Source organism: Gardnerella sp. DNF01180P, from assembly GCF_049244205.1.
Lineage (GTDB): Bacteria > Actinomycetota > Actinomycetes > Actinomycetales > Bifidobacteriaceae > Bifidobacterium > Bifidobacterium swidsinskii.
Window position 1 is genome coordinate 1,138,673 of record NZ_CP058386.1, and the last position, 25,422, is coordinate 1,164,094.

Below are 25,422 nucleotides of genomic sequence, written 5' to 3' on the forward strand. Positions count from 1 at the left end.
ATTACATTAATTGTGTTGACGAATCGACATTATTGATTTACGTTTTCTTAGACGACCTATAAGTTCAGCAGGAAAACCATGACGAATAACATGAAAACGTTCCAATCCTGGTGCGACAATTTGCACAACACTAGGATTGCATTTCATCGATTTACGCTCATAGTGGAATGCGTCACGTTTCCATATATCTATTCCGTACTTATGAAGATCATTTACTATATTATTTATCTGAATTTCTATGTTAGGAATAGATAAAGTGTCACGTATATCATATGACACTAATTTTTGTGAAAATTTCCCACTATCCTGTCTAATTTTTTCTAAGAATAAAGCTTTCTTAATATTTGGATATGAATGTACAAGATGTTTTAGTCTTTTGGATCTATCACGTTCTTCAGGATTAGAATAATCTTTATCTGCACATAACTCTTGCCATAACTCAAGAAGCGAACGATATGTTGCGTATCCTAAAAATTGCGATGCGCCGCATCCAAAAGTAGGAATTTCTTCTCTATCTGTCTTATAACATATAGATAGCACCACTGAGCCAGACAAAGCTGGAATCGATACAATATACACCTTGTTACCAGTTGCGCTCTCAATAGCCTGTTTTATTTCTTTCAATAATTCACAATTAGGAATTAAAAACTCTACGCATACATCATCAAATATATTAGAAAGAAGAATATTAGATGTTGCATCTCGTTCAATAAGTTCATTAAGCGCATGCAAAGTCGCTTCTTGGATAGAAGCACCTGCGGCCCATCCATTATTTGTATAGTAGCAACGAATTAAATTTTCATCAATAGAAGAAAACTCACCAGTAGACTTTCCACCGCAGTATTCTGGTGGTAACGAAGCAATAGCATTATCACTCATACTATAAAAAGTATAATCAGTATTTTTGCTTGCTGAATTAGAAAGATTAAGAATCGCATCTCCTTTTATTCGAAGAGATGATGAACAAGAATACAAAACAGACTGATTCGAATATACTATATGTTCCAATAATTCATATAAACCGCTAGTTAGAGATTCAAGCCCAAGACCTTTACCTCTAGCGGATTCTAAAACAATATCTGCACAATCAGCCTCATCTAAATAAACACACGAATCCAAAATACAAGTAGTGTCTAATGCTGATACTTCAACACTCCATTGCGATACTTCAACACTCCATTGCCACTTCTTTAAGGCAAATACCTCAATAATTGATGACAAAGAATCCATCAATGTAAATTCTCGTTCAGGTGAAACAAAATTAACCATAACATATCTTTTCACAAAATAATGCTGGCAATTGTATTACAAAATAACAAAACCGCCAGCATATTTATTTCAATTTTCATCATCGTCTGGTATTTCACCAACAAAGAAATCACTCATACTAGTAAGATGTGGAGTGCTGTGTTCAGTTCCAGTACGTCCCATAATATTCACCTTTCAATAAAAAATAATAACTCATTTAATTTCCTTTTAAGTTCATTTAAGAACTCATTTAAGAACTTTGGTAAAAGATACTATTACTTCTTACAAAAAAATACAATACAGTTATAAGTCATGAATACAAAACAGTAACAAATAATAAATTTTATTAATTATTTTAAGAAAGACTTATAGTAAATTATTGTATACTATTCTTGTAATACTGTATATCTTGCCTAATCGTTTCTAGCGAACTTTGTGTGCCCACATGTCTTGCGTAGGTTTTAAGTAGTCTTTTTTGCATGTTTTGACCGCTTAATTATGAATGGTTTTACCTAAGATCGTAAGGAGATAGTAGCCATATGTGTCTAATTTGCACTTTATTAGCTATGCTTGGAGTCCTGGAACACAGATTAATACCGTCGCTACAATTTTGGCCGGTGCTGTGGTGACGCTTCTAGTGTTCTGGAAACAACACAAGACAAGGTAGCAGTAAAACTATACTTTTCATACACAGAAGTAGCAGCGGCAACAACCGCAAAAGCAGACAACACCATCATGCGCATTTAATGTCGCCAACAATATTCCCTCATAAACGAAGCAATTACCTGCAAATCTTTGCCTTCATAATATTCAACAAGCAACTTTTACTACGCACTCATAAATGCCACGAATCAACTGCCCACACTCAGTTTTTAAGGACACGAAAGACGCGAGAGCAAAAACCGTTTTTGCAAGACATCTCATTCAATCATTTTTACCGGGAGAAACAAGTCCTGAAATGGCTCACCAGATTGGTATAAAGCTGTATAAGAATATACTTAAAGACAAGTACGAATTTGTCTTATCTACTTACGTAGATAAGGGCATATCCACAATCACATCATCTTCAACAATGTAAATATGATAACGGGTAGATGCCACCAGTCTAATAAGAAAAGCTGTCATCAAATCAGGTATCAAAGCGACAAGTTATGCAAAGAAAACAACCTACCTGTCATTGATGAGTTTTACGAAAGTTACAAGAAGAAATATAAGACTAACGGTAAATCTTGGTATGAGAATAAACAGACAAAGCGTGGTACTTCTTGGAAAAGCAGGCTGCAATTTGATATTGACAGAATGGTAAAACAGTTTAAGGATTGGGATGATTTTTTAAAGAAAATGGCTAATCTTGGCTATGAAATTAAGTATAGCAAACACATTGCTTTTAAACCGAAAGATAAGCCGAGATTTACAAGATCTAAAACAATCGGAGAAGATTATACTGAAGAAAAGTGAAAGGAAGCAAAGACTATGAATATTGGGCAACCAAATATAACCTTAATATAATGGCTGAGTCTGTTATCTTTCTCAGAGAACAAGGTATTAAATCCGTTAAGCAACTTGATGAATACATAAAGAAAAGTGCTGAAGAAAGACAGAACTTATAAGATAAAATCAAAGAAATTGATAAGGATATGCAGCTGCTTTCTGATACGATGGAACAAGTTCATACTGTTAAAAAGTATCGAGCCTACTACAAAGAATATAAAGCAAGTCCTTCTAATAAGGCATTTTTCGAGGAGTATAAGGCTGAAATCACACGCTACGAAAAAGCTCTTACAAAACTTAAAAAAAGTCCTATTCAAAGTCACCTAATTCAAAGGATATTTTAGATAAACTTGATAAATTGCAAGGAAAAAGAATACCATTATGCAAGAGCATTCTTCTGCAAAATCTACAATGGACGAGCTTTATCAAATACGAAAGAACTATGGAATTTATATGGGTAAGGAGATGGAGAGATAGCGTCTCTCCATCTCTATTAACTATTTTATTTTTTTAAATGATATATATCTTCAATATAATTTCCTGGAAAATTCTCAATATTTAATTTGTACATATTTAAATACCCTTGGATTTTTTCATCAGATAATGAATCTAATTCGTATTTTTCGATTTCTTTTACAAACTTTTTTAGATTATCTTTTAGCTTTTTTAAACCATTCCTTCTCATCACGAAAACTTTCTCATTAAAATCCGCATCATGTGCTAACTGCTTAGTAGGAATTATCATTATGCGCAAAACATCTACAAGTTCCCCATACTCTTCCTTAAACCATCCACAATGGTTATTAAATTGACCTGCTTCTGATTTTTTTATAGCATTTCTATTTTCGTCCACTTCATCTTTACACTCAAAAAATACATATTTTTTATTTGAAACACACCACAAATTATCTGGACCCTTTCTAATTTCTTTATCTGGTCGTTGACTAACATAACCTAGAATTTCACCTAAATTTTTTAATGCAGATTCAAATTTTTCAGCCGCAATGCCAAAAGAAAGATTTTCTATCAGTTCATTTATATAAAGATTAAATTCATTAAAACTGTCATATTTGCCAATATTTCTTTTGAATCTATTTATTCTATTTTCATTCAGGAAAGAGATTTTTGAATATGCAATTCCCTCTTTAGGCTTTAATAATTGAGGATTCTTTTTAAATGCGGACTTTTGAAGTTCTTCTGATTTTTCCTCTGAATACATATAGGCATATCTTGCCATCTGCTCTAAATACCAGCCTTTTTCTAAATCATCCTTGATAAACTTATCAATGAATTTTTGTGTCCTTTCTACAGCAAGTTCATATTCTCCCTGTGAAAATAATTTTTCTAATTCATTTTCTTCTGCGTATCTGTCATAAATTTTATTTTCTACGTTATCTTGAACAATTGCATTCATTTCACCAGTGTAATACTCTTTCCACCCTTCATCCCTTTTGAGAATTTGATTTATTAGTGAAATAATCTGCTTCATAGGCTGATCTTCTTCACTAATTTCTTCTTTTGCCATTTTTGCGACTTCAAACCCAATCTCTATTTGTTTCTGTGTCTGGGCAGAAAAATATTTTCTTGTTAACACGCCTCTCATAAATTTTTCTATATCAGATCCTATTACAAGAATAGCGCAATAATCTTTTTCTCCACGAACAGCCCTTCCTAATCCTTGTTCAATCTTTTGTGCTATTTTTTTATTTATAATTTCACTATTAGGGCAACACTTTTCTTCATATCTATCAGAGAAGTTGTTTAGAAATGGCATTGAATCCATTATCAAAACTCTGCAGCTTTCATCTGGCAAATCAATCCCATCATATCTATTATTTATCACAACGGTTTTTCCAAAATTACTTTTTCTTAGATCATCTATCACAGAAAATAATTCTTGATTATTTTGTGGAAGTTTTGAACCTAATTTACTGTAATAGATAGCTCTTTTTGTATTTGGAACAATAGCAACAATTCCAAATTTCTTAGTATTCACCGATGCAAATTTAGTTGCAACTAAGTCTCTATCACAGGTCTCACATATTAGTGATGGCATCAATATCATCTTTTCACCAGACCATCTTAATTGTGGATACACAATTGGATTAGCTACTGCATCACTTGAAAAATTTAATCCTTTGACAAAGAAAATATCTTCTTGAGTTGTTGCAGACATTAAAATTCTTCTCTTAGCTTTTGAGAATGTCCCAAATTGTTCTACGTTAATGTTATATGGAGCAATCTCAATCTTACTTCCTGAAATAAAACAAGAATATTCTATTATTTTATCCTTCATCAATGGCCACACAAACTTAATTTCATCCATATTGGTAAAATCAGATAGAATAGATAAAAGTTCAGCCTTTTTACTATTCCATGCCCAGTATGGAACCATCATGAAAGTTTCGTATTCTCCAGATTTAATATCTAAATAGCTCCCCTCACCTTGCTCTATTAAATCATCTGAGAATAACGTTAGTATCTTATTATAAATGGTTTCATTGTTTTCCCTGCTTATAGTTACAGTAAACGAATTCTTTAATACATCTATACAAGCATGAGAATCGTCCAAAACAATTGTTCCTGCTTTTGTACAATTATTACCTATTCCAAAAATTGATTTCCCATTAAATATTTTATGTGCATGAGTTATTAGTATTTTTTCACCTGATAAAAACTCATTAGGAATTTCATTATTATTATCAATTGCACAAAATGGAATACCAAATTTTTCAGCTTCCCAACAAACCTGTTTGACTAAATAAATATTAGGACAAACATATATGCATGGACCCTCTCCTAAATTAAGTACTGATTGTAGCATTAGTAAACCAATTAAAGTTTTCCCTTCTCCAGTATGAAGCTTTACAATGAGATCTCTTTCATCTTTTCTATTGTTATACCACTCTTCCAAAGCATATTTTTGAACAGGTCTTAAAGGACCTGCGATACTCTTTCTATCAAGCGTTTTATATAAATCAATAGGATTGGTAATTTTCGATTTACTTTTTAAAGCAATTCTTTTCTTAAAATCTACCATTTTTAGTATCTCCATTTAATTTTATCATTCTCATTTATTTGCATTTATTAATAAAAATATATCCCACAAATAGCAGACAAGAGTTATACCTGCCCCAACAGATAATTCTGCATGTCGTTTTGTTAATCCATTAATTTTGCAGAACGACCATGCCCACTTCCATAATGATTTCTTAATTCAATTATTCCACTACTTAAACCATTAAGACTCCCTGTAATTTGTTTCACAATTTCTTCTTCTAAATCCATTGCCACGCCTTTATTGGGAATATTCAATGAACTTAGAGTTTGTTTTACAAGTTGTCCCATATTTATTGAATCTTTTATAATTTCACCGTTGCTTTCAATGATTGTTTTACAACAACTTTCTAGTAATTCTTTTGACTTTCCTATTGCTTCTGTCGGATTTTCATTACACATTGCTACCATCAAATCTATTTGCTGATTCATATATTTACTAGAAATTTTTTCTTTAACTCTTCTGATACTGTAGAAAATTTCTTAGAATATTGCTTTTCTCTTTCAATAATTTCCTTACACTTATTAATTATAAAGAGATTTGTATGTGCTTCCGTTATAAGCTTTATCATCTGATTCTATTTCTAAGGAATATTGCACTTCATAATATTCCAGTAAATCATGATTCTTCAGCAATCGTACCGTTAAGAAACAGTGTCCTCTCCAATATTTCATTTGACTCCTGATTTTCCTTTTGGTTTTTCCACTGCCAAAACTTCCTCATTACCTTTTTCCTCCTCTCTTATATAAAGAAGCGACCAAGATTTTCTTGGTCGCTTCATGTTCGTATAACACTCATATAATACCTAAAGAACTAGCTTTACAGTTAGATAATCCACCTTACTTGTATGCTCTTCCATTTAAGGAAACTAGAGAATCAAATAATTGTGTTTCATCTAGAATACTCTCAGTTGGAGTTCTTTCCGTTATTGCAAGTTCTTTATACTTACTAGTAATTCCCTTAACAGCTTCTAATATCGATGGTTTAGAAACTTTGGAATCACTTTTCCTATACTCTTTAATTAAATCAGAAACTGCAAAAATCCCTAATTCCTTAAATTTCTGAGTTCGGTCATGATCATTCAAAGTTTCATTATTACTGATTCTTTCAACATTAAACCTTGTATTGTTTACTTTTTCGTCATAAGCCATCCTAAACTCTAACGAATTTTTCCAACCATAGTCAGAATTGTAAACAAACTTTTCACCAGTTATGTCTTCAATAGCCATAGCTAGAATATATTCATAGCATCCAGCATCTCTACTATCATAAATAGCATCGTAAAGAGGTTTAATTGCCTTCAGTCCCAGTTTCAATATTCTTTGATAGTTTTTAGAATTCCTAATAAACTTTCCTGGATGTGCCTGCATAGCCACTTGTGGATTAGTCTTCGTCTCAGTTTCTAATTCCACCATCAACTTATTCATGGATCCCTTTATATCATCTAACGTTTCAGCATAAGCTACGTTTACTGGCATCAATTTATGAGCTATATTTCCACTATTCTTTGATGCTGGATTATTTCCAATAATAAAAATTCCAGTAAATACAAATAGAACCAATAAAAGTAAAGTTCCTAGCGAAATATACATTTTTTTCTTAGACATAGTATTACACCTCCTAGAATTCTATATTCTTAATTTGTTGTATACTCTCATAGTGTAGGATATTATCTTAGTTAAGTATCCATAGAGATTAAATTCTATTTTTCGCTTAACGTTAAGATAATTCGTTATGTCTTCGTTGCCTAAATGATTCATCCACTGTCTAAACAGTTATACTACAACAATATTAATTTAACATGTTATATTAATATTATCAAGACACAAATTCATCTTAATCACCTAACTTATTTCTGCCAATTACAGTGAACGCTCCCGCACGGTTAAGTGGGAGCATGTTACCGTTAATCAAATACAAGTCACCACCCTCACAGGCGGGAATCTTATCCAGGTTTTCTAACTGTCTAATATCGTTTGCGCTCATCCAACCGTTTTGACGAGCGGTAGCATAACCATTCATACGACTCTGATAGTCTCCTCGAAGAAGACCATCCACGTTAAACTTCACATAATAGGTTTCTTTCTCCTTATCAGTAAAAAGCCGCCTCGTAATAGACTGTTCAAAACGCGCCACCCAAGGATCAAGCGTGTATTTCACAAACTCCAGCGACTGCTGCTCAATATTAGAAAAACTCGATTTTTCCAAATCACCAACCATGTGTGGTGGGACTCTAAAAATACGAGCGATCTCGTTAATCTGAAACTTACGAGTTTCAAGAAACTGTGCTTCGTTAGGCGAAATAGAAATAGGCGTATACTTCATGCCTTCCTCTAAAATCGCTATCTTATGCGAGTTAGAACCCGAGAACCCCTTATTCCAACTATCCCTCATACCAGACGGATCTTTCACTGTTCCAGGGTATTCCAAGATGCCGCTTGGTGTAGCACCGTTAGCGAAAAACGATGCACCATACTCTTCCGTAGCTATCGCCATACCGATAGCGTTTTTTGCCATCGCAATAGGCGAATAGCCAACAAGACCGTCAAAACCAAGACCGGGAATATGAAGCACGTCAAAGGGTTTAAGTTTCACACTCGTTTCTTTACCCGCTAAAACATCACTATCACTTAACGTATACTCGTAAAAAATTTGACCACTCTCATCCCGGTCAACTCTCATACGATCAGGCATTAAAGGGTATAAGCCTAAAACCTCGCGTCCTGGAATGCTTTTCTAAAATTCAAACCCTCCGTGTCAGCATGAAACACGTAGATAGACGCATCATCCGCCATCGCCTGCTCCATGTTCACGAACGAGTTGAAAAGAAACTGGTAAAACTTATCATTCTCCATATTATCGTTTTTAATTTTCCCAGCAGCACCCTCATAGTTCACGTTATAAGGCGGATCAGTAACCACCAGATTCACTTTAGTATCCTCAAGAAGCGTCTTATATGTTTCTAACTTAGTAGCATCACCGCAAATAATACGATGCTTACCAAGCATCCACATGTCACCTGTTTTAGAAAAACACGGTTCTTCCAATTCTTTTTCAACATCAAAATCATCTTCGTTTACGTCTTTATCAGCATCAAAAATACTGGAAAGCTCCGCCTCGTCAAATCCGAGAAGATCAAGGTTAAAATCAGCTCCTTCAAGCTCCGACAATTCAACAGCTAAAAGCTCATCATCCCAGCCTGCGTTAAGTGAAAGCTTATTATCCGCAATAATATAAGCACGCTTTTGTGTTTCAGTTAAATGATTTTCTTTAACGCACGGAACTTTTTTAAGCCCCAGTTTTAAAGCCGCGGCAAGCCTGCCATGCCCTGCGAGAATCGTATTATCTTCCGCTACTAGAATTGGGGATAGAAAACCAAACTCGCGAATACTTGCCGCTATCTGAGCCACTTGCGTCTCCGAGTGCGTGCGAGCGTTTCTCACATACGGGATAAGCTCACTTACGTCAGCCAAATAATACTGCATTTCTTTTTCCATAAGCTTTCCTCCCGTTAGAAAAGACCCCAGCAAGCCAGCTTTTCAAAACCACCCACCGAGTCAATATAATCTTTCGCAATTTTCACAATCTGCGCATACGGTTTACCATCAACCATTTCATCCCCGATAGCACAAGAAAACTCAACCACCCGGCCGGTTTCCTGCGCTTTCAAAAACGCGTAAATATTAACCGACACGTCAGCTTTCGTAAGATCTTTACCATGCAAGCCGCCGCCCGTGACAGCATCAGCCATGTCTGACCCGAGTTTTCGGTTAACCGCTCCCGTATCCACGCTGATACCACCTGTCCAGTCACCTAAAGGATTAACAAACGCTGTCGGATAGTCTTTCAATAAGTCTTCTCGTTTAGCGTGAGACTGGCAGATGATAAGCTTTTCACCATCAAGAACATACTTGCCGTCAGACGGATACTTTTCATAAACCTTTCGAGCAATAGCCGAGAGTTTCTTCTGCTCGCCTGTTAGTGGTACGCCTTTAAAAATCCCGTTATCACCACAGCGAACCATGCCGTTTTGGTTTTGGCTTAAATGCTTATCCTGTGGCACAACCGTAATATCAATCTTTACTTTCCCAGGGCTTAAACGGTGGATAATATTTTTAATATCCTTAAACTTAAACATCACCGTGCTTTCAATAAACACGGCACACTTACCATGCCCGAGCATCACTTCAACAGCAATCTTTGGATTCTCATCCAGCTTGTAAGCCAGATCAACAATTGCTCCAGCAATACGATCCGCAATCTTGTCGACATGTGACGGGTTTACTTTTTCTATCATAATTTTTCTCCTTATATGTTTTTACGTGTAATAAGCAGGCGTTCTGTAGCGGTCGGAGCGATGGAGAGAACATACAAAAAGAGCCGGTACTCTAGGTGAAGTACCGGCTTTCTTAACTGAAAATAACCATAGGAAAATAGAGGTACTTCACATAGCACCCCACGGAATAAACCCGTAGAGACTCTACGATGTATCTCATCGCCCTATAGCTAATCAGGCTTTGTGATTTAAATTTGATGTTCTCAACCTATGCAACGATATTCATTTCATTAGTTGAAATCACATCAGAGTTATTGATTAACTCTGAATTAAATATAATCAAGTAAAGAAAGTAATAGAAGATAGTAAAAAATAGCATAACTTTAATGGAAAAGTAATGCTAAATTATTTACATTACTCGTCATTAAAGTATATAAGCGATATATTCCAAATAAATTGACATTACTTTTTGCAACCAAAAAATAAAGCCATGCTATAATCCATGACTTTATTACAATAGAAAGGATTCAAAATGCCCTTGATCAAAGAAAAAATTCCGTAAATAATTTTGAAAATTTTTTATTTATGTTTGAAAGCTGTAGTTGTGACTGCGTTGAAGATATAGAACACACATCTCCAGGGAAAGAGCCTACAATCAGATTAAAATTACAAGCAATACCTGAAATTTGGTTACACTGCCAAAGGTGGTTTATTTCGGATTGCATCTAATGTAAGCACAGAGGATCGAAATATACTTGGTAAATTAATTTCATTATCTAACAAACTAACTAAAGAACTTTTTTCTTTCTTTAAAAGCAATGGTTTCTTATTTCCTGTATCAGAAACTTCCTATACTGGATTCGATGAAAAAATTTTGTATGAAATAATCAACCGATTGAAAGCGACAGTTGAGTTAATGACTGCTGTAGTGAAATTAGAAAGAATTATAAAAAGATTTGCGAATTGGTTATCTCTTTACTCCTCCGTAAGGATATTTCTATAAATACAGATTTTATGAATAAACCTTATTCAAGCTGCCACAATTCTTATCTTGAAACGATTAACAACTCTCCATCTGAATTATCTCCTAAAAGAAAATAGGAAAAATTTGATGGAGATACCTACACTATTGCAGACTCTTTATATGGCACATATAATCTGAGCATCAATGATTATAACGATAGTATTGGAGGTTATAAATCTGTTCAAGGATTTCAAAACGAGCTATATATTAAAGTAACTTTGATGTTTGTTAATTATGAGAAACAAGATACAGCTAAGAAAATTTCCGATTTCCTATTTCACTTCTTTTATGACATGAATGGAGATAGCTCCAATAATTTCTCTGAAATAATGAAAGTAGCAGTAATTGAAATCGCTAAGTTTCTAATTAAGGAAGAAATTAATTACAATATTAAAGATATACATCCTGTTTATGATCCAGAAACCATGACTCCTTCCTGGAAAGTAGATTCACTTCTTAGTGCTGTATATTTCTCCATATTTTACTTGAAACCAGATCTTGAGTTATATCGCCCCTGTGATAATCCTAGATGTGGTCGGTATTTCCTTGTAAATACCACATCAACAAGGAAACGTTTCTGTAGCAAAGAATGCTGCAACAGAGTTACACAAGACCGATATAGGAAAAGAAAAGGAAAAAGAAGAACTATAAAATAAAGTCTCTGTCTGTAGTACTACAAACAGAGATTCTGCAATAGTATTTTTTATATTTAATCTATATCGTACGTGCCACGGTCTTCGGCAACCATAGAATCAGTAGGCTTACGCGCATAAGATACTATTTTAGAAAGAGATGATTCCTTTGTAAATTTTATTTCCTTCCTGCTCAGAACAGACTCTATAGATTCTGCAAGTGCAGCCTTTTCCTTTATCGGCTTACCTGAATAATGGTACATTAGGTACCTTGTATCAATCACAATTCCTTGGATTCGTTCATAGTATTTTTTGTTGCGTCTCCAGTCGCCAATTGCCTCACCAATGTTTCCAACAAAAGACGTCAGACTAAAATAGTTCTTTGCCATATTGTACGGCATGATGAAAGCATTAAATAGAGATTTCGCATCTACATTCTTATTCTTTTCCAAATATTCGCCATATGTAATTTGCTTATTGATTGACGAACCGTTAGGCAGATGGTCAGGAATCCCAGTCAAACCGTATTTATAGTACTTAGCGTCAAGAACGTAATATTTATCGTTATATATCATGATTGTATCCGGTATCAAAGGTTTCTTTTCTTTGTATTTGCCGCAATCAAGCAACCATCTTGAACGAGGAAAATATTTATTTTTGTCCTTCTCTCCAAATGCTCGATCAATTAATTTTTCCCACACATGATCAAAGTCATCTGTACCAAAGTAGAATTGCTTATCTGAAGTCTTCTCATACATATACTCAAGCATGTCATTCATGCTACGAAATAAGGATTTCTTCCTATCGTCATTTGTAGTAGCAAGCTTGTTTTGGACAATTCTTATTGACGTCTTAATATCCGGATGTGACCCTGATTCCTCTGGCATATAGGGAACATACAGCCATCCAAGTCTCTTAAACGCTTCATACACACAGAATCTATTGATCTGCGTTATTTCTTTCGTGTCATTTGGAGTTGAAGATCGAACTTCAAACTGTGTAAACACAAAAGAACTCACACCATTTCTGCTTTGAACAAGAGGCATTTGCTTTCGTGCAGTTCTTGCCCAATCCTGCTTACCAGTTGAAGCAGTAGTATATACTTGCTCTTTCTCAACATAATAGGCGCCACCAATTGAAAAATAATATTCTATAACATTTTTATACGCATTGATAGGGAAGCCTACTAATTGTGGTGCTGTAAACTTATTAATTGCCAATAATCTGTCATCTTTTGTTGTAAATTCAGATAACACTTGTATTAAATGCTTTATGTCTGTTCTAATTTCAGCATCGGTTTTTGGCAACTCATATCCGATTGGAAAATAGACCATAGCATTATCAGAATCAGCTTTGATACCAACAAAACGATCACCATCTTCATTTGTGTTAACATGGCAGTGTTTTTTAATATCAAATTCCTTGATTGACTTTGATGCTGAGTCTAAATCCATATAAATCACCGACTTAATCTTCTTCTACATTAGCAAATGCATCCCTGACATTATCTTTAAACACCTTAAAGCGCTCAGTACCACTGGCATACATAAAAGCATGTATTACTTGTTCAAGACTTTGATATTCATTAACCTCAAAAATAATTTCACGGTTGAATTTAAATGCATCATCCCAAAGATACTTTATTACCTTTTCAGGGAACTTCCTATTTTGTCGCATTGCATCACGAATCACTGCAATTCTGGACTTCTCATCATCGGTAAGAGAGCCACTGGTTTCTTTAACACGAAGAGTGTCATATTCTTTCAGATCTCCCATAGTATCATCGTATTTAAGATCATAAACATGAACAAAGTATGCTCCAAGTCTCTTATCCTCCGCAGAAGTCATCCTTGTACTATTCCCAACAACAATCTTATTGATTTCAACGCAGAAATTTTTCCATGTTATTCCAGTGTCAAGGATTTCTGCATCAGCAAGCGAACTGTCGACACTGGCAAAATTGTTCTCGATAAGACGCATATCCCATCTGCGCTGAAAAGCTGTATCTAACGTGAAAACATTTTGATCTGATGTGTTCATCGTACCTACGATGGAAAGGTTTGAAGGAATACGAACCTTTTCTGTTTTTCTATCCTTGCCGTACATCTCCTCAGCAATATTCATATTTGTAATACCGTACTCACTTGTACCGATGGGATATCCGTTGTCATCAATATCACGAATTTCTACTTTACGGTCAAGCAACTGGAACACTTCTCCGAAGATAGCAGGAGCGTTACCACGATTAATCTCTTCAATAATAAGGATGTACTCCTTGCTCGGATTGTTATATGATTCACGAAGGATATTCGTAAAAGGTCCAGGAGTAAACTTATAACTTACTTGTCCATCATCTGAAACTGCTGGAAGAATCTGTCCAATGAAATCTGAATAAGTGTAGTCAGGATGAAATACAAGTCTTTCTACAACACTTCCAGGTTTGCAATATTCATGCTCAATAGTCCAACTCTTACCAGAACCCGGAACACCATATAGAAGAATATTACGCCCACTTGCAACGCGATTATTTTCAAGCGAATCTTGTCTATCGGTCTCTTTATCTATATTTGCATCCTCGAAGCCTATTATTTTTGTGGCTGATAGCTGCAGAAAGGTTTCTACCCTTTTTTGATATTCCTCTAGATTATTAAACTGACCTTTTAATATCTGAACATCTCCATTATGGCCCTCAAGGTATGGGTTTAGTCCATCCGAAAGCAGAGATTTAAGTATTCTTAAAGAACCTTTAGCTTCTTCATCTCCATTTAAGTCTACATTATTTTTAGTTTGCATTAGTTTCTTATACACGTCGTTTTGATTAAAAATAACATCATTAGTACCATCAACTAATTTAAAGATTGCGCCTTCAGATATTGCAGTTAACAAGCGACTCAATCGAGTCTCTATCTGCTTATCATAATTAATATCAACACCAATCCACAAAATCAAAATACGTACATAAGCATCCCAATCATTGTCAATTAGAGTATCGATAATGTCAGCATTGACCGTATAGATTAATTTTTTGGGATACCTTATTCCACCTGTCCTTTCTGCACTAGCAGTTTTATCTTCATCAATAAAGCTGATTTTTGCTAACTTCCAAATTAGCTCAAAGGCTACTATTAGCGATTCCATTTGAGACTTAAATAGTGAATTATTATTTATAGCATCTATTACTGTATCAATGTTAATACCATCTTGTTTACAAATTTGTGCTAGTTTATTTTTAATAGCAGTTTTCAAATTTGGATTAATTACTATTTTGTCTCCACTTTGCACGGAATACTGAAGCTCAGCAGACTTAATAGAGCACTCCCAAAACAAAAGTATTAGCGCGACAGCACTCTTAACATGTGGGAGCGAAGATTTAATACCAAGCTTTAAATCCAATGCATTATAAACGGACATATTATCTGGTCTATTCATCAGTGTTTCCCTCCATAATATCATTTTTAATTACTCTAGCGATTGCTGATGCCAATAGTGGCGGAACAGCATTACCAACTTGTCTCATTTGAGAACTCTTACTACCAATGAATATGAATTCATCTGGGAATGACTGTATCCTGGCCGCTTCTCTTACTGTTAATGCCCGATTTAAAAAAGGATGAGTAAATTTGCCTGAAGAAGGTGTATCAAATCTTGTTGTTATCGTGACGGATATATCATCTTTTTTCATTCTGGTCCACGTACCACTATATATGGATTTAGTCAGATGCTCTTTTGGTAAAACTTCTTTACCGGCATTAGGAGGAATCATTCTCAATCTTTTTAATGAAAGTGGAGAGTGTTTTGTTGCCTTATGATTATACAAAAGGTTAGCATGTCCACGTAATTTTTTTTCATACTCGCTTTGAGGCGCATATCTGTATTCTTGCACCTCATCGCCTTCTCCTGATTCTAAAAATGCCAAGTCGCTAATTGCGTCCCATATAGTTACTTTCTCATTCAGCGAAGATGGTAAAGACGGAGCAACCCCATTCATTTTGCCAATAATAACTGCTCTTTTTCTATTTTGTGGTACTCCAAAATCCGCGGCATTAAGTACTCCATGCTGCAAAAAGTACCCCATAGCATTAAATAGCGTCTCAATTTCATTAAAAAAATAACCTTTTTCAGCAGTAAGCAGGTTTGGGACATTCTCCATTACAAAATACTTAGGTTTTACAAGCTCAACTACCTTTACATAATATTCAAATAAAAAATTTCTTTTATCGTAGATTGTTTTCCGCTGACCTTTTTGCGAAAAGCCTTGGCAAGGTGGCCCTCCTATAATGACGTCAATCTTATTTTTATATGTTCCAAAAACAGCATCCAAATCAAGAGAGGTAATATCACCAACGACCATTTTTGTTGTTTTATGATTTTTCATATAAGCGTTTGCAATGGATTCATCATACTCATTAGCTAAAAGAACACTAAATCCTTCTTCTTCAAAGCCTAACGATAATCCTCCTACGCCTGAAAATAAATCTATTACCGTTGGTTGCATTTATTTGCCCTCTATCCTAGATTTAGCAATGTTGTAGTATTCTGAGTTTAATTCTATACCTATAAAATTGCGACCAGCTCGTTTTGAAACAACTCCCGTTGTTCCAGAGCCCATAAATGGATCTAGAATATTATCACCAGGGTTGGAAAGTATTTCTACAAAGTGCTGCATCAAACTTTCTGGCTTTTGCGTTGGATGTTTTCCATATTTTCTTTCGCTATTCGGAGTGACGGATGTTTCTATAAAATCATGAAACATAGCTCCACCATTGTTAAATGTTCCAGTCTTTGTTTTATAAGTGAAATACACCCATGCTTCTGTAGAATTTACAAAATGTAAATTCATATTTCTGGGCATAGGGTTAGTTTTATGCCAAATCCCTGTTGTCTTATAGTAAAATCCGTATTTCTCAGCTAACTTTATAATCGTTTCAACTTTTATAATAGCCATAAACACAATCATAGAGCCACCCTTTTTCATGACTCTAGAAGATAGTTCAAAAAAAGACTCCATGGATTTCTTCCATTCCTCAAAACCCATGTCATCCCAACCTGCGGCAGCAAAAAAATTGTCTCTCATCTTTTTTAGATTAGTATCTCTAGTTTTCATAAAACTACCAAGATTATATGGCGGATCTGTAACAATTAAATCTATTGATTTTGCCCTAAGATTATCCATAGCAACAATACAGTCATCGTTGTAAAGTTCTATTTTAGACAATATGAATCACCCTCCTAACTTAACAGCTACTCTGCACTTTCTCCACTGGCAATCCATTTATCTAATTCCGAGCGTTTAAATTTCCAAAGTTTTCCTATTTTATATACTGGCATATCTGGTTTTTTTCTTATCCAGGTTCTCAGAGTGACAGTTTTTATCCCCAAGTATTCTGCCGCTTCATCAATGCTGATATAGCTTTCTTCATTTTTCATCTGTGTTATACCGCCTCTAAATTTTCATCACTACAGACCTAATTACCATTATATCTGCTTTTTATAAAAGGTCAATGTATTTGGTTGTATTTGGATATATTTCATTATATTTGTATATATTACTAGATATTTTACATTATAAGAAATTGCCTATCTTTGACGCTGTAGCCTGTGAGCAAGTCGTGTGTACTTTTTACCGTTACCATCCTGTGCACTCGACCCTAGAGCGTCGACATGTTCCCTCATACAGCCAAAACACACCCAAAAACCGCGAGAACCCAGCTTAAATCCACCGCACGCTAAACCTTTTAACAATAGACCCTGTAAACCCCTGCTACACAAAGACAAAATTTGCTCAGTTAATCAGCTCTTGACATCAAAACAACAGTCTCCACGTGGATTGAGAGAACGGGTAGTATAGCTACACTTTTTGAGTGCACACTATGGATACTGGGTGCACTTTTTAACGATAGGAAAAGCTATCGTTAAAAGGTTTAAGACTGGCTTAATAACTTGGTTTTTGAACATAAAAAATAGCCTAGAGGAACTCCCCTAGGCTGACTTTTGTAACATTTCAAACGCTCACATTCTTTTGACTTTTACGATGCCCTTTCAATATTCACACTAATCTCTGATTTAAAAGTTACGCTGAACCTGTCCTCGTAAACTTTTATTTTCTTGATGTACTTTCTTACCAGCTTCTCGTCATACTCACTAATATCGTGACGCTCACTTTTCAGAAAATCTTCCATTTCTCTGATTCGTCTTTTAGCATCTTCTTGACCTGCTTTTTCTATAAGAATCTGCTGTTTCTTAACCTTAAGCTCATCAATCTCATCAGCTATTTTCGTGTAGTCTTTTTTAGCTTTGAGCAAGGTTAATGAAACCTGTCGTGATGGTTTTTTGTAAAAGCGCATCACCTGCTAGCCTTGGAAACTACAAGCTTCAAGGTCTGCTTAACATTCTTTTGCATTTCCATCACCTCGCTTTCTGTTTCATCTTTTACAAAAAACGAAAGATTCTCTTTTAAGAGCAATTTGTGTAAAATAAAGACGTTATGTACGAAGGCAGCTCTCCTTTTAAGCAACGTATTGGACTTTTAGAGCGCAAGATTAGAGTAGTTAAAGAGAATAGTTATAATGAAACAGATTGTCTCAAATGGTCTAAACGTGCATTTTTGAATCTATTTATGGTTTTTAATATCAAAGAGATAGTCTTCTTCTGGCAAGAGAAAACCTTCTTGCAACATAACTGGGATAGTACAGAAGAATTACGTCAAACTATTCATACTTATATTGATTTTTACAACAATCACAAAATTAAAATGGGGCTTAAAAGACAATTAGGGAACATCGTGCTATGATTGCACAAAATGTCTAAAAAATTGTCCTAAGCCCCTTTTGTTTTCAATGTCAAGTAATACTAAATGTTAAGCTTTTTTAGCTTAACTACAGCAAGTTTTCCTTGGTATTTCAACGAAAACTCGGGTTTTTAGACACACTTTTGCCGCTTACCCTCAAAAATAGTTCCTTCATTAGGCAACGACATCGTTGTCATCAAAGCAAGCACAAACATAAGCGGACCGAGCGCATTCCCATACGTTTTGAACATCGCACCAAAATCATGGCCGAATACCACCATCGACAAGTAAAGGAACATAAAATTCACAGCTGTAAACATAACCAACTTCAGCACGAACATAAGAACTTTGTACATGAGAATATCCTCCTCACTCACTCCACGGAGTCGCACACCAAATAGCAGAAGCTGCTAAACATGCAGCTAGGCCCACAGCTCCACCTCTAAATGCGGCTGAACCAGCTACCTTTAAAATATACATAGCAGCTTGCTTCCAAAGCTGCTTTTCAAGTAACTTTGTGAAAGCACCATGAAATACTCCAGCAAGGGTGCCTAGCCCAGTAGCATTAATTATACATTTAGCATAATCCTTCGAACGCACTGCATGATTATCATTAGACGAAATCTTATCAACAGATGCATTTGCATTGAGCTTATGAATTAAATTCTCAAGCACTTCTTTCGGAACATGAGAAAACTCCCCAGCTTGTGTTATAGTCCATTTTTTATTAATTTCATTAAACTTGAGATACCTTGAAAAAATAATTTCAAGACGCTTAGCATAATTATCTATATTCACATCACTGACATTACTTTCTACAACACTTGGTTCGTTATCCACTATCTCACTAGCTTGAGCAGTTGATACCAGAGAAATACAGGTTGATAATGCTACAACAACTACAGCAATAGACTTAAAAATATGACATTTCATAGAAATTCTCCTTTGTAATTACAATATATAAAAGACCTATCATTAGGTTTAGTACTCATCTTATTACATGATTTTTTGCCATACAATTGTTGTTGTTATTTTTGATAACATATAAAATGTATAAGGTGTTATAAGTTTTACTTGTAACAACTAGAAATAGGGTTATCCCCCCCCCCCAAAAAAAAATACTAAATTATGCAAATAGACTACAATTAGAATACTCTAATGAAACTAACCTAATCTACTGTTGTAATTAAATGATGAACTCTTGCAATAATCCCATTGGTAGTGTATGTAGCAACAAGATGGTTAAGAATGGTAAAACCGGCGCAAAGAAAACACGATGGATTGAAAGAACTACTATACGGCTACACTTTTTTGAGTGCACACTATGGATATTGGGTGCACTTTTTAACGATAGGAAAAGCTATCGTTAAAAGGTTTAAGATTGGCTTAATAGCGCGTTACATTACAATTCTTCCAGTTGTTTAGTCTGGTCTCTTCTCACGTAGATAACCGCGAGTATTTGAACTTCTTTTCTACTATCATCAACACAAAAATAAACGTAATAATTTTTTACGCGTATTCTTCTAAAACCAAGTTCACACCACGGCTGCTCACTAATTAACTTCACACAATAAGGCATCGTCTGCAAAGACATCATTTCCGACTTCAACAGCTCGAGCATTCTTTTAGCCACTATCGGTGCTTGTAACTCAGTGGCAATATATTCTCGAATAAGTGCAAGATGCTCTTTCGCCTGACGAGTAACTTTTATCTTATACTCATCCATTAAAGACCTCGTTCAAGATCTTCAAAAACATCATCTATAGGATAACTATCACCACGAACCGCCTGATCATAACCTTTAGCCATCAACGCGTTAAACGTTTTCTCATCCATATCATCTCGTGCCGAAAGCGACTTCGGAATAGTAAGCGTAAACGGAATACCCTTATTAAGAATGATTTGACGATAAAACATGTCAATAGCAGTAGCCCTAGGAACTCCAATCGTTTCCAGAATCTGCTCCGCCTGCTGTTTAATATTTTCTTGTATTCTCACATTCACATTCGCTGTTTTAGTAACTGCCATATCAATCAACCTCCATACACACATCATAAAATACTGTATCGCATATTGCAACACAATTTATATGAATAAGATCCCTCAGCTGCCATACATGTTTTTCGTGTTCGTGTTACCTTCGCATTGCCTTTGTATTACCGCTTTTTATAGCACGGTCAAGTGCTATGATGCCGGCGATAACTCCATCTATTCTATAGGTTGATTTTTGAACATAAGAATAGACTAAAGAAAATTCAATAGTCTGGATTTTATAATATCTCCACATGAAATTGAGTGGTCTAGTTTCATCACGTGTTGGATACAACGAAAACTTAACATTAAACTATGAAGCTATTTCTTTGAACTCTGAAAATTTAACCTTGAATTCTGAAACCTTTTTAGGCATCAAAAAAGACGGTATTACTACCGCCTTAATTATTTACACATAACGCTTTTAGATTTCCATTTCTATTTCATAGAAACTTGATCCTTGCCAAGCTCTACAAACTGGGATTTGTTGTAGTTATCTCCCATTTTCTTTAATTCCATATGTAATACACAAACAAATACTATCTCAATAATACATGCCGCAACAGCAACCGTTGTGCCGTTTAATGCACATCCTAAAATCAAGGAAATCATCGGAATGGAAATTGCAGCAACTGTATATCCCTTTGATTGATACAACCATGAATACGGCAGTAAATGTGCGCCAAAGACCATAGCGTATACCATAATCATCTTTCCCGGAACCGCACTAAACACCCACATAACGATTAATAAATAAATCATTTGATTTAAGGTGAAAATGAAGCCTAATTGCCCAAGTGGATTTTGTTTTGAAAAGATATCAACCTTTATAAGTTTACCAATGAGCCAAGCCAGCGGTAATAATGGGCATGAACAGCAAAATACCAATAAATTTTTCATATCCATATTGATATTTAAAATTGACACAAGTACTATCAGAAGCCATATAATCACCGATGCCATGATAAATGGCAATCCTTTTTTCTGCTTTATGATGATATCATTCCTCAATTCATCTAAGCTCATTGATTTCTCCTTCAAATGCTAATTTATACAATCTGATATTCCACGTCGTGGCAGTGTAAAAGCACTACGGTAATCAATCCAAAACATAAGTGTTTCAAGTATCAAGGTTTGAGACTCCGCTTTAGCCTTCTGATTTTCTTCTTCCTCTCCACCGAATTCAATGACCATTGCTCCGACATCAACACGTATTCTGCGCCTTTCGAGACTCCGATAAGCGCAATTGTATCATGATCTATGTTTTCATAATTTATGTAAGAGAGTACATCTTCGAACTGCTCTAATGGTATCCTGGCTAATGTTTTCGTCTGATTGTTCTGTCCGAACATAAACAGAAATAATGTTTATGTAACGATCTCTTGCCATAATAGCGGAATTCATTAATATCTTTCATCTGAAATTATATGCTCTATTCCACTATGCTCCGATTTAAGATATTCTTTCATAAATGTCGGGTAAGCCTTGAACTTATCAAGCTCATCTATAGGTAACCAATGCATTGTCTCTTTAGCATCTGACTCTGTAGTGCTTTGGCTCGTAAAATCTCTTTTGCCCATGGGCTTCATCATGTAGTAGAATGTCAGCTCATGGAAGTCTACTCCTTTTAAGCCAGAGCTGCCGATGAATAAGTTCTCGTGTATGACAGCAAGGTGATCTACTTCATAATTAAGACCTGTCTCTTCAAATACTTCTCTCTTAACGGCTTCTTCTGATGTCTCGCCCATGTGAACCGCTCCGCCAACTGAGTAAAAATAGTCGTCCTCATCATTTCTTGCAAATAGCACACAACCTTTTTCGACTATGATGGCTGCTGCTCTATATCTAAATGCTTTTTTATCGTTAATAAATCCGCAATTATGTTCCATAGTTTACTCCTTTATTTTTTATCTAATGACTGTGATTTATGGTTCAAATGCAAACAAGTTCCCAATCTGAATTGAAAATCCAAGTGATTGATACATTTATATATCACATTGTGCACAAGTAAAACAGTCATTGAACTTATTGCACTCACAACCCTAGAGCGTTGATATCTTCCCTCATACAGCAAAATCGCACTCAAAAACCGCGAGAACCCAGCTTAAAGCCGCTTCGCATTAAACCTTTTAACGATAGCCCTCGCTAAGCCCTGCTACACAAGGGCAAACTTGCACCCACCTAATCAGCTTTTGACATCAATACGACACTCTCGACGTGCATCAAAGTCAAGTGAAAGATTATAGTTACGTGGAAAATGCTCTTCAGTAGCATACTCCACATCATCTTTATTCGGCTCATAACCATGCTTAAGATTAAAATGCTGGATATATTCTTCTTTCCACGCCTTAATCTCAGCTTTTTCTTCAGCAGTTCTAGTTGGACGCAGGTTCTTATTGTTGTAGTAAACCTCACTGTCATCCATTGAGTGAAGCATCTTAATATCCGCAACGGTTACACCATTTTCGCCTGGTTTAATCTCGATAGTTTCTTCACTATAACTACCATCTTCATTACGAACACAACTTGTATACTTATATGTTGCTCGATCGTTGCTATTAGTTTTACGAGTCCTCATGCTCACCCTTCCCGCCTGCAGCGGTAGGGTGAAGACACATACAAAAAAGAGCCGATACTTTATGAAGTACCGACTCTAATACCTGAAAAACAGCCATAGTAGAATAGAGGTACTTCATAGGAGTCATGAAAAAACCATGAGGATCCTATTGACGTATCTCATCGCCCTATAGCTAATCAGGCTTTAACTGTTTATTAGTAGTGTCTTATTGATTAATCATTAACCACAATCTTGTTAATTGTTCCAAAAATTCTTATAACATTTACCCGCTCTTTCTTAAAACCCGTATCATGAGTGTAAAAAAGAGTGTAATAATCTCGTTTTTATAACAGTTTGACATGTAAAAACCACACTTGCCTTGAAAGCTACGTGCTTTGAGGTTTAAGCGTTAACAATGTTTTCACCCCCCTTCTCGTTAAACAACACTCGTTTTAGAAAACAAAACGAGCATTAGCCACGCTCTAATAGAGTCCCAACCGTAGCTAATAAAGTCCCAACTGTATTTAATACAATCCCAACAAATCTAATATAATCCCAACCGTATTAATATCAGAAATCCTCACTCCGCAAAAAGTGTTATAGGCCTAACTACTTTTAGTATTACCGTTAGAGCTTCTGATTAAAACACTTCAGATAAAACGTTCAAGTTATTACTATGCTAAAAAGGCTCTTCAAAAACCTGACAAATACGCACATATACGAGGTTGCATACACGAGATTGCAGAAGAAAACTTCTTTACTTATGACTCTCCTAGAATATGGTTAATGTTGAGAACTAAAGGTATTAAAGTATCTGAAAAAGTAGTAAGACGGCTCATGAAAGAAGAGTTAATTGAGGTTAGATATGCCAGGCGTAAAAGACGCTATTCAAGCTATATAGGAGAAATTACTCCTGCATGCAGTAACATTGTTAACAATAATTTTCATGCAGATTCACCTAATAAGATTTGTCTTACAGACATTACTGAGTTTTCAGTAAAAGAGTCAAAACTCTATTTAAGCCCTATGATTGACTGTTTTGATGGTAAAGTGGTCTCTTACGCTCTTTCAAACCACCCAGATCAGTGTCTTGTAGATGAAATGTTAGAAGGGGCTTTAACTACCCTTAAGATTACAGAATGTAAAAGCTTAGCTATTCATACAGATAGAGGAGGTCACTATAGAGGTGGCAGGTGGATTGAGAGATTAGAAGGTCTTGGTATTACACGCTCCATGTCAAGAAAAGGAAATAGTGGAGATAATGCTGCCTGTGAAGGCTTTTTTGGACAAATGAAAACAGAAATGTATTATCCACTTAACTGGGATAGTACAGAAGAATTACGTCAAGCTATTCATACTTATATTGATTTTTACAACAATCACAGAATTAAAATGGGGATTAAAAGACAATTATGGAACATCGTGCTATGGTTGCACAAAATGTCTAAAAATTGTACTAAGCCCCAAGCGACATTTTTATGTCGCCAAAATTGTCGCTTTGTCGCCAACGGATACAAAATTTAGTCATTTTGCTTAGAGTTAAGAACGTTCAATAAGTTTATAATTTCATCAAGTACGCTTGAAAATGTGATTCCTTTTGTATAACTATATTTTTAAGCAAGTTATCGTGGTAGATTTTGCTATCTAGAATAAGTCGTCGTGAGATCCTAAGCGTAGAAATATAATGCAATCTTCTTTAACTTGATACAACAGTAGAACATCTGCAGACACATGCAATTCATGCACGCCTTTATATGAGCCTTTAAGAATATGATCTCTATAAGTTGCAAGTTCGCGAGAATCTGCACCATTGCAAATAAGTCTTACAATATTGATTACTTGCTCAATATCGTAATGCTTCTGCTTATATTTCTTAACATCTCGCAGATAGATTAGACTATAAAATGGCGGTTTAGGCATTGCGCATCAGCTCAGCAAAATCGTCTACAGTACCTGCAGCTATTGGTTTTTCTTTCATAGCTTCATCAATAGCATGCTCGTATGGAGAACTTTCAAGTGAAAATGGGAAACGTTGCGTATTTACAATCTGATATAAAAATAGGTTGACTGCTGAACTCATATCAAGACCATAATGTTCAAGAACTTGCGATGCGCTATCCCGTATTTCTGGATTAACTCTTACACTTAATCTGCCTGTTCTAGCTGTTTTTGTAGAAGTCATGTCGTTTCCTTTAAGCTCAAAATCATGAATTTGTTATTCATGCTTTGCTTTATTATAACAGACCTACAGCACCCAACGTAATACCAAAGTAGCACCATTGTGCACACAATTATTACTAAATCGCGCGTTATCGTGG

General features: G+C 35.3%; 24 protein-coding genes and 3 pseudogenes. 5 read left to right on the top strand and 22 right to left on the bottom strand.

Going from position 1 to position 25,422, the window contains the following annotated elements:
• Positions 1-6: 6 nt before the first annotated feature.
• Positions 7-1,269, bottom strand: a complete 1,263-nt coding sequence (locus HXT40_RS04370; RefSeq protein ID WP_102702995.1) for a YcaO-like family protein — start codon at positions 1,267-1,269, stop codon at positions 7-9.
• A gap of 791 nt (positions 1,270-2,060) precedes the next feature.
• Here HXT40_RS04370 and HXT40_RS04375 point away from each other — a divergent pair.
• A pseudogene (locus HXT40_RS04375) lies at positions 2,061-3,216 on the top strand (relaxase/mobilization nuclease domain-containing protein); the annotation flags it as partial.
• A 25-nt stretch (positions 3,217-3,241) separates the two neighbouring features.
• Here the strand turns inward: HXT40_RS04375 and HXT40_RS04380 are convergent.
• From HXT40_RS04380 to HXT40_RS04405, 6 genes and pseudogenes are all read right to left on the bottom strand, one after another.
• Entirely contained in the window at positions 3,242-5,779 is a 2,538-nt protein-coding gene (locus HXT40_RS04380; protein ID WP_410310494.1) for a DEAD/DEAH box helicase, read from the bottom strand.
• Between the two features lie 122 nt (positions 5,780-5,901).
• Positions 5,902-6,228, bottom strand: coding sequence for an abortive infection family protein (locus HXT40_RS04385; RefSeq protein ID WP_004110896.1), 327 nt, complete (start codon positions 6,226-6,228; stop codon positions 5,902-5,904).
• A gap of 408 nt (positions 6,229-6,636) precedes the next feature.
• Positions 6,637-7,404, bottom strand: coding sequence for a hypothetical protein (locus HXT40_RS04390; protein WP_004104990.1), 768 nt, complete (start codon positions 7,402-7,404; stop codon positions 6,637-6,639).
• Positions 7,405-7,633: 229 nt separating this feature from the next.
• Positions 7,634-8,515 (bottom strand): annotated as a pseudogene (locus HXT40_RS04395) (phage portal protein); the annotation flags it as partial.
• Positions 8,509-9,294: pseudogene (locus HXT40_RS04400) on the bottom strand (ParB N-terminal domain-containing protein); the annotation flags it as partial. The pseudogenes HXT40_RS04395 and HXT40_RS04400, both read right to left, overlap by 7 nt.
• Before the next feature lie 14 nt (positions 9,295-9,308).
• The gene (locus HXT40_RS04405; RefSeq protein ID WP_421777177.1) at positions 9,309-10,094 is read right to left on the bottom strand and encodes an S-adenosylmethionine synthetase N-terminal domain-containing protein; all 786 of its coding nucleotides are present in this window, start codon (positions 10,092-10,094) and stop codon (positions 9,309-9,311) included.
• Between the two features lie 1,224 nt (positions 10,095-11,318).
• On the opposite strand from HXT40_RS04405, the gene HXT40_RS04410 reads away from it, so the two are divergent.
• Complete coding sequence (locus HXT40_RS04410) at positions 11,319-11,753, top strand: CGNR zinc finger domain-containing protein (RefSeq protein WP_033888673.1); 435 nt, start codon at positions 11,319-11,321, stop codon at positions 11,751-11,753.
• A gap of 53 nt (positions 11,754-11,806) precedes the next feature.
• Here HXT40_RS04410 and HXT40_RS04415 read toward each other — a convergent pair whose 3' ends face one another.
• The 6 genes from HXT40_RS04415 to HXT40_RS04440 form a co-directional block, all read right to left on the bottom strand.
• A complete protein-coding gene (locus HXT40_RS04415; RefSeq protein ID WP_421777338.1) occupies positions 11,807-13,183 on the bottom strand; it encodes an LlaJI family restriction endonuclease in 1,377 nt (458 codons plus the stop codon).
• 13 nt (positions 13,184-13,196) lie between these two features.
• Positions 13,197-15,158 carry an AAA family ATPase gene (locus tag HXT40_RS04420; protein WP_421777178.1) on the bottom strand — a complete coding sequence of 654 codons (1,962 nt, stop codon included), beginning with the start codon at positions 15,156-15,158 and terminating at the stop codon, positions 13,197-13,199.
• Positions 15,151-16,224, bottom strand: a complete 1,074-nt coding sequence (locus tag HXT40_RS04425) for a DNA cytosine methyltransferase (protein ID WP_033888671.1) — start codon at positions 16,222-16,224, stop codon at positions 15,151-15,153. The genes HXT40_RS04420 and HXT40_RS04425 overlap by 8 nt, the downstream gene beginning before the upstream one ends.
• Entirely contained in the window at positions 16,225-16,944 is a 720-nt protein-coding gene (locus tag HXT40_RS04430) for a DNA-methyltransferase (protein ID WP_410310502.1), read from the bottom strand.
• A 26-nt stretch (positions 16,945-16,970) separates the two neighbouring features.
• Positions 16,971-17,156 (bottom strand): helix-turn-helix domain-containing protein, encoded by a 186-nt coding sequence (locus tag HXT40_RS04435; RefSeq protein WP_004110921.1) that lies wholly within the window; start codon positions 17,154-17,156, stop codon positions 16,971-16,973.
• A gap of 599 nt (positions 17,157-17,755) precedes the next feature.
• Positions 17,756-18,073, bottom strand: coding sequence for an integrase (locus HXT40_RS04440; protein WP_410311213.1), 318 nt, complete (start codon positions 18,071-18,073; stop codon positions 17,756-17,758).
• A gap of 140 nt (positions 18,074-18,213) precedes the next feature.
• On the opposite strand from HXT40_RS04440, the gene HXT40_RS04445 reads away from it, so the two are divergent.
• Positions 18,214-18,519, top strand: coding sequence for an IS3 family transposase (locus HXT40_RS04445; RefSeq protein ID WP_421777179.1), 306 nt, complete (start codon positions 18,214-18,216; stop codon positions 18,517-18,519).
• A gap of 128 nt (positions 18,520-18,647) precedes the next feature.
• On the opposite strand, the gene HXT40_RS04450 is transcribed toward HXT40_RS04445, so the two are convergent.
• From HXT40_RS04450 to HXT40_RS04465, 4 genes are all read right to left on the bottom strand, one after another.
• A complete protein-coding gene (locus tag HXT40_RS04450) occupies positions 18,648-18,872 on the bottom strand; it encodes a hypothetical protein (protein WP_410310504.1) in 225 nt (74 codons plus the stop codon).
• A 13-nt stretch (positions 18,873-18,885) separates the two neighbouring features.
• Positions 18,886-19,449, bottom strand: coding sequence for a hypothetical protein (locus HXT40_RS04455; RefSeq protein WP_410310505.1), 564 nt, complete (start codon positions 19,447-19,449; stop codon positions 18,886-18,888).
• Positions 19,450-19,918: 469 nt separating this feature from the next.
• On the bottom strand, positions 19,919-20,242 hold the full coding sequence (locus HXT40_RS04460) for a type II toxin-antitoxin system RelE/ParE family toxin (RefSeq protein ID WP_116438308.1): 324 nt from the start codon (positions 20,240-20,242) through the stop codon (positions 19,919-19,921).
• The gene (locus HXT40_RS04465; protein WP_410310506.1) at positions 20,242-20,544 is read right to left on the bottom strand and encodes a type II toxin-antitoxin system RelB/DinJ family antitoxin; all 303 of its coding nucleotides are present in this window, start codon (positions 20,542-20,544) and stop codon (positions 20,242-20,244) included. Before HXT40_RS04465 ends, HXT40_RS04460 begins: the two co-directional genes overlap by 1 nt.
• A 257-nt stretch (positions 20,545-20,801) precedes the next feature.
• On the opposite strand from HXT40_RS04465, the gene HXT40_RS04470 reads away from it, so the two are divergent.
• Positions 20,802-20,966 carry a hypothetical protein gene (locus tag HXT40_RS04470; protein WP_410310507.1) on the top strand — a complete coding sequence of 55 codons (165 nt, stop codon included), beginning with the start codon at positions 20,802-20,804 and terminating at the stop codon, positions 20,964-20,966.
• A gap of 19 nt (positions 20,967-20,985) precedes the next feature.
• Here HXT40_RS04470 and HXT40_RS04475 read toward each other — a convergent pair whose 3' ends face one another.
• From HXT40_RS04475 to HXT40_RS04485, 3 genes are all read right to left on the bottom strand, one after another.
• Positions 20,986-21,573, bottom strand: coding sequence for a DUF7010 family protein (locus HXT40_RS04475; RefSeq protein WP_416091214.1), 588 nt, complete (start codon positions 21,571-21,573; stop codon positions 20,986-20,988).
• Between the two features lie 377 nt (positions 21,574-21,950).
• The gene (locus tag HXT40_RS04480; protein WP_033888665.1) at positions 21,951-22,436 is read right to left on the bottom strand and encodes an NUDIX hydrolase; all 486 of its coding nucleotides are present in this window, start codon (positions 22,434-22,436) and stop codon (positions 21,951-21,953) included.
• Between the two features lie 296 nt (positions 22,437-22,732).
• Complete coding sequence (locus tag HXT40_RS04485; RefSeq protein ID WP_231130970.1) at positions 22,733-23,125, bottom strand: hypothetical protein; 393 nt, start codon at positions 23,123-23,125, stop codon at positions 22,733-22,735.
• A gap of 633 nt (positions 23,126-23,758) precedes the next feature.
• Here HXT40_RS04485 and HXT40_RS04490 point away from each other — a divergent pair.
• Positions 23,759-24,628, top strand: coding sequence for an IS3 family transposase (locus HXT40_RS04490; protein ID WP_421777339.1), 870 nt, complete (start codon positions 23,759-23,761; stop codon positions 24,626-24,628).
• Positions 24,629-24,748: 120 nt separating this feature from the next.
• On the opposite strand, the gene HXT40_RS04495 is transcribed toward HXT40_RS04490, so the two are convergent.
• Positions 24,749-25,024, bottom strand: a complete 276-nt coding sequence (locus tag HXT40_RS04495; RefSeq protein ID WP_004110346.1) for a type II toxin-antitoxin system YafQ family toxin — start codon at positions 25,022-25,024, stop codon at positions 24,749-24,751.
• On the bottom strand, positions 25,017-25,286 hold the full coding sequence (locus HXT40_RS04500; RefSeq protein ID WP_004110348.1) for a type II toxin-antitoxin system RelB/DinJ family antitoxin: 270 nt from the start codon (positions 25,284-25,286) through the stop codon (positions 25,017-25,019). Before HXT40_RS04500 ends, HXT40_RS04495 begins: the two co-directional genes overlap by 8 nt.
• Positions 25,287-25,422 lie beyond the last annotated feature (136 nt).